The sequence below is a fragment of the Streptomyces neyagawaensis genome (genome assembly GCF_023516595.1).
Classification (GTDB): Bacteria; Actinomycetota; Actinomycetes; order Streptomycetales; family Streptomycetaceae; genus Streptomyces; species Streptomyces neyagawaensis.
Map to the genome: position 1 here is coordinate 1 of NZ_JAMGBG010000075.1, position 9,480 is coordinate 9,480.

The 9,480-nt window shown below is 69.7% G+C and carries 10 protein-coding genes and 1 rRNA gene; 2 read left to right on the forward strand and 9 right to left on the reverse strand.

The genetic code is table 11. The features are described from left to right. Window positions 1-1,096: DUF5667 domain-containing protein (locus M8J73_RS28305; protein ID WP_249829243.1), on the forward strand; the 1,096-nt coding region annotated here is incomplete at its 5' end. A gap of 98 nt (window positions 1,097-1,194) precedes the next feature. On the opposite strand, the gene M8J73_RS28310 is transcribed toward M8J73_RS28305, so the two are convergent. The 8 genes from M8J73_RS28310 to M8J73_RS28345 form a co-directional block, all read right to left on the reverse strand. Continuing rightward, entirely contained in the window at window positions 1,195-2,274 is a 1,080-nt protein-coding gene (locus M8J73_RS28310; RefSeq protein ID WP_055539378.1) for a lysophospholipid acyltransferase family protein, read from the reverse strand. A 14-nt stretch (window positions 2,275-2,288) separates the two neighbouring features. Continuing rightward, the gene (locus tag M8J73_RS28315; RefSeq protein WP_055539377.1) at window positions 2,289-3,356 is read right to left on the reverse strand and encodes an NAD-dependent epimerase/dehydratase family protein; all 1,068 of its coding nucleotides are present in this window, start codon (window positions 3,354-3,356) and stop codon (window positions 2,289-2,291) included. Window positions 3,357-3,630: 274 nt separating this feature from the next. After that, window positions 3,631-3,729: a 30S ribosomal protein bS22 gene (locus M8J73_RS28320; RefSeq protein WP_003948845.1), complete on the reverse strand. Its 99-nt coding sequence runs from the start codon at window positions 3,727-3,729 to the stop codon at window positions 3,631-3,633. Window positions 3,730-3,896: 167 nt separating this feature from the next. After that, window positions 3,897-4,109 (reverse strand): helix-turn-helix domain-containing protein, encoded by a 213-nt coding sequence (locus tag M8J73_RS28325; RefSeq protein ID WP_004984898.1) that lies wholly within the window; start codon window positions 4,107-4,109, stop codon window positions 3,897-3,899. Window positions 4,110-4,238: 129 nt separating this feature from the next. After that, entirely contained in the window at window positions 4,239-5,054 is an 816-nt protein-coding gene (locus tag M8J73_RS28330; RefSeq protein ID WP_055539376.1) for a phosphatase, read from the reverse strand. Between the two features lie 81 nt (window positions 5,055-5,135). Beyond that, window positions 5,136-6,308: an acetoin utilization protein AcuC gene (locus tag M8J73_RS28335; protein ID WP_055539375.1), complete on the reverse strand. Its 1,173-nt coding sequence runs from the start codon at window positions 6,306-6,308 to the stop codon at window positions 5,136-5,138. Beyond that, on the reverse strand, window positions 6,259-7,479 hold the full coding sequence (locus M8J73_RS28340) for an MFS transporter (RefSeq protein ID WP_249829244.1): 1,221 nt from the start codon (window positions 7,477-7,479) through the stop codon (window positions 6,259-6,261). The genes M8J73_RS28335 and M8J73_RS28340 overlap by 50 nt, the downstream gene beginning before the upstream one ends. A gap of 54 nt (window positions 7,480-7,533) precedes the next feature. Then, window positions 7,534-8,178 carry an HAD family hydrolase gene (locus M8J73_RS28345; protein WP_055542681.1) on the reverse strand — a complete coding sequence of 215 codons (645 nt, stop codon included), beginning with the start codon at window positions 8,176-8,178 and terminating at the stop codon, window positions 7,534-7,536. 94 nt (window positions 8,179-8,272) lie between these two features. Between M8J73_RS28345 and M8J73_RS28350 the strand changes: the two genes are divergently transcribed. Continuing rightward, the gene (locus M8J73_RS28350) at window positions 8,273-9,313 is read left to right on the forward strand and encodes a toll/interleukin-1 receptor domain-containing protein (protein ID WP_055542682.1); all 1,041 of its coding nucleotides are present in this window, start codon (window positions 8,273-8,275) and stop codon (window positions 9,311-9,313) included. Window positions 9,314-9,403: 90 nt separating this feature from the next. Here M8J73_RS28350 and rrf read toward each other — a convergent pair. Continuing rightward, a 5S ribosomal RNA gene (rrf, locus tag M8J73_RS28355) occupies window positions 9,404-9,480 on the reverse strand; the annotation flags it as partial.

Here is a 9,480-nt window from a genome sequence, read left to right on the forward strand (position 1 = left end):
ACGCCTGTTGACCCTGGCGACCGGTCTCGACGAGCTGCCCAAGCCGGAGCTTGACCCCGAGGTCAAAGTGGTCCAGCGCGCCCAACTGGTGGCCGCGATGGAAGCCATGCTGCGGGACGGCACGCTCGCGGGGCGCGAGGCGAAGGACTCTTCGGTGCCCGAACAGCGATCCGGCAAGGCGCGGGCCCACCCGGCGAGCCCGCTGGGCAAACTGCGACCACGCTCACGGCTGACGAAGGGCCTCGCCGCGGGCGGGCTCAGCGTCGGAGTCGCCGCCGGAGCCTTCGGCGGTGTGGCCGCCGCCAGCTCCGACGCCCTTCCCGGTGACTCGCTCTACGGCCTCAAGCGCGGCATCGAGGACGTCAAGCTCACCCTGGCCGACGACACCGACGACCGGGGCCGGCTCTATCTGGACCAGGCGTCCACCCGGCTCAGCGAAGCCCGCAGGCTCATGGAGCGCGGCCGCGGCGGACACCTCGACCACGAGTCCCTTGGCGACGTCCGCCGGGCCCTCACCGGCATGAAGCACGACGCCGCAGAGGGCCACCGCCTGCTGCACGAGGCCTACCAGCGCGATCCGGGCTCCCTCGGCCCCATTCAGGCCCTGTCGGCCTTCTCCCGGTCCCACCGCGAGGCGTGGGGCGCGCTGCGCGAGCGGCTGCCCGTCCAGCTCGGGGACGTCAGTCAGCAGGTGTCCTCGGTCTTCGACGCCATAGACGAAGAGGTCGCCCCGCACCGGTCGCAGCTGCCGCAGCCCCCCGCACCGGGCGGCGACGACAAGCAGCGCCGCTCCCCGGGCTCCCGCGCCCCCGGCTCGGCCGACTCCGGCCGTCATGCGCCCAGCACCGGCGGTGGCGGCTCCGCGGACAACCAGGAGAGCGGCGGCAAGCACGACCCGTCCGCCTCGGACAGCGGCGGCGAGAGCCTCGTCGGCGGCACCACCGGCCGTCTGCTCGACCCGCCCGAGAACGACACCTCCAGCACCTCCCCGCCCACCGGCAAGAGCACCCCCACCCCAGAGCCCGACGTCACCCTCCCGCCCCTCCTCCCGGGCCTCCTGCCCGGCCTGGGCATCGACGGCGACGACACGAACTGACCCGCCACGACGATGGGGCGCCCTTCGCGAGGAAGGGCGCCCCATCGTCGTACGCCGGCGAAGGTCTCAGACAGAGAACGTCTCAGCCGGCGAACGTCTCAGAAGAACACCGACCGCCGCTGCACCAGCAGCTTGTACAGCGTGTGCTGGATCTGCTCCCGTACCTGGTCCGTCAGGTTGAACATCAGCATCGGGTCCTCCGCGGCCTCCGGCGGGTAGCCGTCGGTCGGGATGGGCTCGCCGAACTGGATGGTCCACTTGGTGGGCAGGGGGATCGCGCCGAGAGGGCCGAGCCAGGGGAACGTCGGAGTGATCGGGAAGTACGGGAAGCCCAGGAGGCGGGCGATCGTCTTGGAGTTGCCGATCATCGGGTAGATCTCCTCCGCGCCCACGATCGAGCACGGGATGATCGGCGTGCCGGCGCGCAGCGCGGTGGAGACGAAGCCGCCGCGGCCGAACCGCTGGAGCTTGTAGCGGTCGCTGAAGGGCTTGCCGAGGCCCTTGAAGCCCTCCGGCATGACTCCGACCAGTTCGCCCTGTTGCAGCAGCCGCGAGGCGTCCTCCGCGCACGCCAGGGTGTGCCCCAGCTTGCGGGCCAGCTCGTTCACCACCGGCAGCATGAAGACCAGGTCCGCCGCGAGCAGCCGCAGATGGCGCCCGGCGGGGTGGTTGTCGTGCACGGCGACCTGCATCATCAGGCCGTCCATCGGGAGCGTCCCCGAGTGGTTGGCGACGATCAGGGCGCCGCCCTCCGCCGGGATGTTCTCGATGCCCTTCACCTCGACCCGGAAGTACTTGTCGTACAGCGGCCGCAGCAGCGACATCAGCACCTGGTCGGTGAGTTCGGCGTCGTAGCCGAAGTCGTCGACCTCGTAGTCCCCGGTGAGCCGCTTGCGCAGGAAGGCGAGACCGCCCGCGATCCGTCGCTCCAGCGCCCCGCCGTCCATCGCCTCGGCGGCCTCCTGGGGCGGCTCCGGCTTCTCCCGTGTCACAGGGACATCATCCGTGCTGCCCGCCAGCCCGGGGAGGGCCTGGACCTCACCGGATTCCCGGACGTCGCGTACGGCCGTGTTCTCGCCCTTGCGCCGGCTTCCCGCGCTCCGGCGGCGCGGCGGGCGCTGCGCGGCGCCCCCACGGGTCCGGTCGTCGTCGAACGGAATGACCTTGGCATCCGCCATCGTTGATGCGCTCCTCAGTTGGCGCTCTGCGTCGGGGTGTGGCCGCCGCCCGGAGCGGGCACCGCGAGTGCGGCGAGCCGGTCCACGGCCCCCGCGACGGCCTCGGGGGGCAGCAGGCCGGGTCCCCTGCCGCGCGCGAAGTCCGCGAAGGTCTCCGCGGTCGTGTACCTGGCCCGGTACCCGAGCGTCTCGCGCATCTGGTTCGTGGACACGACCCGGCCGTGGGTCAGCAGCCGCAGCTGCTCCGGCGAGAAGTCCGTCACCCCCAGCGTACGGACCATCGAGCCGACCCAGCTGACCGCCGGCATCAGCAGCGGCACCGTCGGCCGGCCGAGCCGCCGCGCGCACTGCGACAGCAGCAGGACCCCGTCGCCGGCGATGTTGAACGTGCCGCTGTTGAGGGTGCCGCGCGCCGGCTCGTGCGAGGCGATCCGCAGCACCTCGATCACGTCGTCCTCGTGCACGAACTGCAGCCGGGGGTCGTAGCCGAGCACGGTCGGCAGCACCGGCATCGAGAAGTACGAGGCGAGCGGCGAATCTGCGCTCGGCCCGAGGATGTTGGCGAACCGCAGCACGCACACGGCCACATCGGGCCGGCGGCGCGCGAAGCCCCGCACATAGCCCTCGACCTCGACGGTGTCCTTCGCGAAGCCGCCGCTCGGCAGGGACTTGGGCGGCATGGTCTCGGTGAACACGGCCGGGTCGCGGGGCGCGGAGCCGTACACGTTGGTACTGGACTTCACGACCAGACGCTTGATCAGCGGGGACTTCTGACAGGCACCGAGCAGCTGCATGGTGCCGATGACGTTGGTCTCCTTGAGCGTGGCCCGGCCGCCGCTGCCCAGCGGGGTGCCGGTGACGTCCAGGTGCACCACCGTGTCCACGTTGTGCTCGGCCAGCACACGGGCGATGGCGGGATGGCGGATGTCGGCCTGCACGAAGTCCGCGCCGCCCAGATGGTGCTCCGGTGGCACCGCGTCCACCGCGATGACGCGGTCCACGTCCGGGTCACGCTGGATCCGACGTACGAACCGGCCGCCCAGCTGACGGGCCACCCCGGTCACGAGCACGACCTTCCCCAAGATCAGCGCCTTCCTTCCCAACGTCGGCGCCCGTAGGCGTATCCCTGCTCGTCCTGTGCCGCGTTCCCCGTGTGCGGCCACGTTAGCGGGTTGTTGTTGCGCTGTGATGACTGCGACCCCGCCAACGACCGGCAAAAACACTGAGACCCTCCACCGGAATCCGGTGGAGGGTCTCAGCAACGCGCTCTCCACAGCGCTCGCACAAGCGTGCAAGGCGGGCGACGCCCGTACGCGACGGGCGTCCACCGGGCCCCTTCTCAGGGGCCTGGCCGCCTTACTTCTTGTTGCGACGCTGAACGCGGGTGCGCTTGAGCAGCTTGCGGTGCTTCTTCTTAGCCATCCGCTTGCGCCGCTTCTTGATAACAGAGCCCACGACTACCCTCGCTCACTTCTCATCACTCGGTGTTTGGGCGCCATGGGCCCATACGACCTACGAGGGGCCAGCCTACCCGCCCGAGCGCTGAGGTCGTAATCGAGGGTGAACCAGGGGTATCCCGGACGCCCCGCGGGGCCTCCGGGAACTCCTGGACCCGGTGACCGTCAGGCAGTCTCCACCCCCACATAGCTCTCGCGGAGGTACTCGTGAACCGCTTGCTCCGGCACCCGGAAGGACCTGCCCACCCGGATCGCCGGCAGATGACCGCTGTGCACCAACCGGTACACGGTCATCTTCGACACTCGCATCACCGAGGCGACTTCCGCCACGGTCAGGAACTGAACCTCGTTCAGAGGCCTCTCGCCAGCTGCAGCCATGACACACCTGAACCTTCCGCACTCGACGGCCACCGGCTTCCCCTTCCGGTGACTCTTCGTCGCTGCGTGCTCACTCCCCAATGTAGGGGCGGGTGATGCGAGTGGGGAAGAGGGGATGCCATCGGCGGCCTACTGTGACAGACACGCCCGATTGAGTACGTAGCGGGTCAGCGGTCGGTAGTAATCAGACCGCACACCGTCATCAAGTGGAACGACGACGGACACCCGCCCCTCGGCCTCCCCCACGAAGGGCGCCGGATCGTCCGTGTCGGCCAGCCCGATCGCCTCGAACCCCAGCTGACCTGCCCCGCAGACCCAGCCGTGGTCCCCGACGACAAGTTCCGGGAGAGGCCCGCCGCCCTCCGCGACGGCCGCCAGAACCGTCCGGATCGGGAGCGGCGAATGCGTGTGCACGCCGGTCGCACAACGGGAGCGCGAAGCGGTCGCCTCCCGGACGACGGAGACACCTCGTACGTAGTCGAGGTTGTACGTGCGTAGACCGAACCGGGTCGTTATGTCGACACGTCTACCCGTCGCTGGGGTGAGGACCTCACATCCCGCCGCCGACAAAGCGTCCGCGAGAGCGCCGTAGAAGCCGATCAGCCGATGCGGGTGCCCGGTGCCGAGGAGCACCGGTCCACCACGGCGAGCGACCACCGCGAGCCGCTCCGCGAACCGGTCCAGCGCCGCCACGGTGAACCGCGGATCGATCACATCCTGCCCGGTCGTACAGCCAGGGTCGGCCGAAACCCCGCACTTCCGGGCCATCAATCCGAGCACATCCCGCTGCCGCCAGGTCATTTCGGGATCAAGCCCGATCAGAAACCGAGGATCGCGGGCCGCGAACAGCCGGTAGCTCCGCAGGCTCGACTCCCGCGAGGTGGCCACTCTCCCGGCCAGCCCGACCGCCACCAGATGAGCTCGCAACGCCCCCGCACTCCACACACCCCGATGCTGACGCACCCGCCCCACGCCACCACCGGAATCCCTGGCCGAACCACACAGTTGGCCTAACGGCCGCCGCCTCTACGGCAGCAGCCCCCGCAGCGGGAAGACCGCCTTGCGCGCGGCCAGCACGGCCTGGTCCAGCCGGTCCGCGGGGTCGTACCCGGCCTCCCAGTCGGCCCACTCCACGGGCCACCGCCCGTCCGTCATCCGCACCGGCGCCAGCTGCCGCGTCCGCGCGAAGACCTGCTGCCGCCACTCCTCGGGAATCATGGTCTCCGGCGCGATCTCCCGCCCGGCCACGATCCCCACCAGATGGGTCCAGGACCGCGGCACCACCTCCACCACCGCGTATCCCCCGCCGCCCAGCGCGACCCACCGCCCCTCGGCGTGCTCGTGCGCCAGGTCGTGCAGCGCCACCTGCACCGCCCGCTGCGCGTCCAGCGACACCGCCAGATGCGCCAGCGGGTCCTCGAAGTGCGTGTCGGCACCGTGCTGGGTCACCAGCACCTGCGGCCGGAACTCGGCGAGCACCTCCGGCACCACCGAGTGGAACGCCCGCAGCCACCCCGCGTCCCCGGTCCCGGCCGGCAGCGCGACGTTCACCGCCGATCCCTCGGCCGAGTCCGCCCCTGTCTCCTCCGGCCAGCCGGTCTGCGGGAACAGCGTCCGGGGGTGCTCGTGCAGCGAGATCGTCAGGACCCGCGGGTCCTCCCAGAACGCGGCCTGGACCCCGTCCCCGTGGTGAACGTCCACATCCACGTAGGCGACCCGTTCGGCGCCCAGCTCCAGCAGCCGGGCGATGGCGAGGGAGGCGTCGTTGTAGATGCAGAACCCGGAGGCGCCGCCCGGCATGGCGTGGTGCAGGCCGCCGGCGAAGTTCACGGCGTGCAGCGCGTCGCCGCGCCACACGGCCTCCGCCGCCCCCACCGACTGTCCGGCGATCAGCGCGGACACCTCGTGCATCCCGGCGAACGCCGGATCGTCCATGGTCCCGAGCCCGTACGAGCCGTCGGCGCCACCGGGGTCGGCGGACGCGGCCTTCACCGCCGCCACGTAGTCCTCACGGTGCACGAGCCGCAGGGTCGATTCCCCCGCCGGCTTCGCCGCGACGACGTCCATCTCCCGGTCGAGCCCGAAGGCGCTCACGAGACTCCGGGTCAACGCGAGCCGGACCGGATCCATCGGATGGTCCGGGCCGAAGTCATAGCCCGTTACTGCCTCGTCCCACATCAGCTGTGCGCGGCCGCTCATGCTCGCCACCGTATCGGTCCGGTTCAGTCTCGAACGACCTGGCGTACACCAACGTCACCAGCACCAACGCCATCGGCACGAGCATCGCCCCGCGATAGCTCCAGGCGTCCCCCAACGCCCCCACCAATGGGGAACCGATCAAAAAGCCCACATAGTTGAAGATGTTCAGTCGCGCCACGGCCGCGTCCGAAGCCCCGGGGAACAGCCGTCCCGCCGCCGCGAACGTCTGCGGAACGAGCACACACAGCCCGAGCCCCAGCAGCGTGAACCCGAGCATCCCCACCCAGGCCCCTGGCGCCCCCGCCACCACCGCGAACCCGACGGCCGCGATCACCGCGCCGGCCCGTACGACGGCCGCGGCCCCGAACCGCCGCACCCCCAGGTCCCCGATGGACCGCCCGAGCAGCGTGGTGACCATGTAGACGTTGTACGGAACGGTCGCCATCTCGTCCGAGCTGCCGAGGACGTCCTCCAGATACTTGGCGCTCCAGTTGGAGACGGTCGAGTCCCCGATGTAGGCGAAGCACATCACCAGACAGAGCGGCAGCAGTAGCGAGAAGGCGACATGCCCGCCCGCGGCACCGGCCTCCGCGGCGGCCTTGTCCTCGGGCCCGCCCCCGTCGACGTACCACCGGCTCCCGACCAGCGCGGCCGGCAGCAGCACGAGGACCACCGGCAGATACGACACGAGCAGCGGCAGATCCCAGTGTGCCCCCACCCATGCCAGCGAGGCCCCGGATATCCCGCCCAGGCTGTACACGGCGTGGAACCCGAGCATGATGCTCCGCCCGTACGACCGCTGCAGGCTCACCCCGAGCATGTTCATCGAGGCGTCGAGCGCCCCGACCGCCAGCCCGAACGCGGCCAGCGAGATCCCGAGCTCGACCATGTGCCCACCGGCGCCGACGCCCAGCAGCGCCAGGAGCACGACGGGCTGCGACCAGCGCAGCACCTGGCTCGCCGGGATCTTCTTCACCAGCTGCTCGGTGCAGACGCTGCCGACACCGGCGAGCACCGGGACCGCGGCGAGGAAGGCCGGCAGCAGCGCGTCGGAGACCCCGTACCGGTCCTGAATGGCCGGAATTCGCGTCACGAGCAGTGCGAAGGCGACGCCCTGAGCGAAGAAGCTGAACGCCAACGCGGCCCGGCCGCGCCGCAGCACATCTGTCATGGCGGAACAGTAGGGGTCGCCCGCTACCCCTGGGTAGAGGAAGTTGAAGATTGCTCAACTAAGCAGCAGGAGCAGCTCCGCCATGTCCGAGAAGTGCCCCCGCACCCCGGTCAGCTTCTCCGCGGGAGTCATCGCCGTGAACCCGTACACGTCCATCCCTGCCGCGAGCCCCGCCCGGACGCCGAGGGGACTGTCCTCGACGACCGCGCACCGCTCCGGCGCGACCCCCATCCGCTCGGCGGCGTAGAGAAAGAGATCCGGCGCCGGCTTCCCGCGACCCACATCCTGCGCGCTGAACACCAGCCCCTCCCCGAACCACCGGTCGAGCCCCGTCGTCCGATGCCCGACCCGGATCCGCTCATGGCTCCCGGACGACGCCACGCAGTACGGCACTCCCTCCGCCACCAGCTTCTCCAGCACGTCGAAGACCCCGTCGACCGGCGCCAGCTCCCGCTCGAACGCCGCGAACACCCGCGCGTGGAAGACCTCGTCGAAGTCGTCGGGCAGCCGCCGCCCCGTCCGCTCCTGGATCAGCTCATGCACACGGTGCATCGCGGAGCCCATGTAGTCACGGATGGACTCCTCGTACGAGGTGGGATGCCCGAGCTCGGTCAGATAGGCGGCGAGGTGCCGGTTGGAGATGGGCTCACTGTCGACGAGCACACCATCGTTGTCGAAGATCACGAGGTCGTAGCGCATCCGAGCACTCTACGAACCCGACGCCCGCCCACCGAACCCGATCAATGCCGTCAACTCCCTGTCAATCAGCTCATATTGGTTCTACTCTCCATTTGTGGAGTCTTCGTACGACGTCTTCGCCAGCTATCGCCGCCAGGACGGTCAGGCCGTCCAGACCATCGCCACCCGGCTGCGTGACCAGGGCCTCAAGGTCTGGTTCGACAGGTGGAGCCTCACACCGGGCCTCCCCTGGCAGCCCGCCATCGAGACCGCCGTGGCCCAGTGCCGCACGATCGCCGTGTTCATCGGCCCTCCGGGCATCGGCGGCTGGCAGGAGAGGGAAATGCGTCAGGCCCTGGACCGCCAGGTCCAGGATTCCGATCTCCGCGTCATCCCCGTTCTCCTGCCCGGTGCCACGCCGCCCGAGGGTTTCATCGCCGCCAACACCTGGGTGCAGTTCGACGACCTCGCCGACGAGGAGCCCTTTCAGTACCTTGTGGACGGTGTTCTCGGCCGCGCCCCCGACGCCCGCACCACTCTGCACGAGGTGCGGGTCGCCGAGAACTTCCCGCTGCTGGAGCTCTGCGCGCTCGTCGGCTGCGACTTCATCTATCTGTCGTTCCTCGCCCCGCACAAGGAGAACCCGCAGTTCAGCGGCAACTTCTACGGCGTCCGCATCCGCCTGCTGGAGAACCTGGGCAAGCTGGAGGTCTCCCAGGACAGCATCAACCTGCTCCGCCGGCAGTTGGACACCGACGAAGCCCTGGCGGAGATGCACCGCACCCGCCTGGCCATCCGCGACGACCTCTCGGTCAGGCACAACACCATGATCGTCCAGGCTTTCGAGGCAGGCCACGCCTTGAAGGGCCTTTCCCAGCTCATCGACCTGTACCAGGCGAGGGGTGAAGGCATCAACGAGGAGGAGTGCGCTCTCGTCCTCGCGTATGTGAACGCGACCGCGGACCATACGGAACGCTCGTCGCCCACGTTGTTTCCCGGCCTCGTGGAGACGGATGTACCGCGGTGGCGCGACACCCTGACCGGCCCACTGAACCAGGCGGAGCTCATCAGCCTGCAAGGGGCGGTCAATGAACCGCTTGGCCGTTTCCTCACGAAGTACGGAATACATCTTCAGAATCCGGACGTACAGAGCTGAACGAACTGACCGAACCGACCGAACTGGCAGAAGTGGCCGGAAACACAGAAAGCCCCCGCCGGTTTCCCGGCAGGGGCTTTCTCAAATATTGTTCGGCGGCGTCCTACTCTCCCACAGGGTCCCCCCTGCAGTACCATCGGCGCTGTGAGGCTTAGCTTCCGGGTTCG

What these genes read in the sequence shown, in the direction of transcription:
- M8J73_RS28310 (WP_055539378.1), bottom strand. Translation starts at nt 2,274, where the DNA reads ATGGCGGATGCCAAGGTCATTCCGTTCGACGACGACCGGACCCGTGGG.
- M8J73_RS28325 (WP_004984898.1), bottom strand. Translation starts at nt 4,109, where the DNA reads ATGGCTGCAGCTGGCGAGAGGCCTCTGAACGAGGTTCAGTTCCTGACC.
- M8J73_RS28335 (WP_055539375.1), bottom strand. Translation starts at nt 6,308, where the DNA reads ATGAGCGGCCGCGCACAGCTGATGTGGGACGAGGCAGTAACGGGCTAT.
- M8J73_RS28340 (WP_249829244.1), bottom strand. Translation starts at nt 7,479, where the DNA reads ATGACAGATGTGCTGCGGCGCGGCCGGGCCGCGTTGGCGTTCAGCTTC.
- M8J73_RS28345 (WP_055542681.1), bottom strand. Translation starts at nt 8,178, where the DNA reads ATGCGCTACGACCTCGTGATCTTCGACAACGATGGTGTGCTCGTCGAC.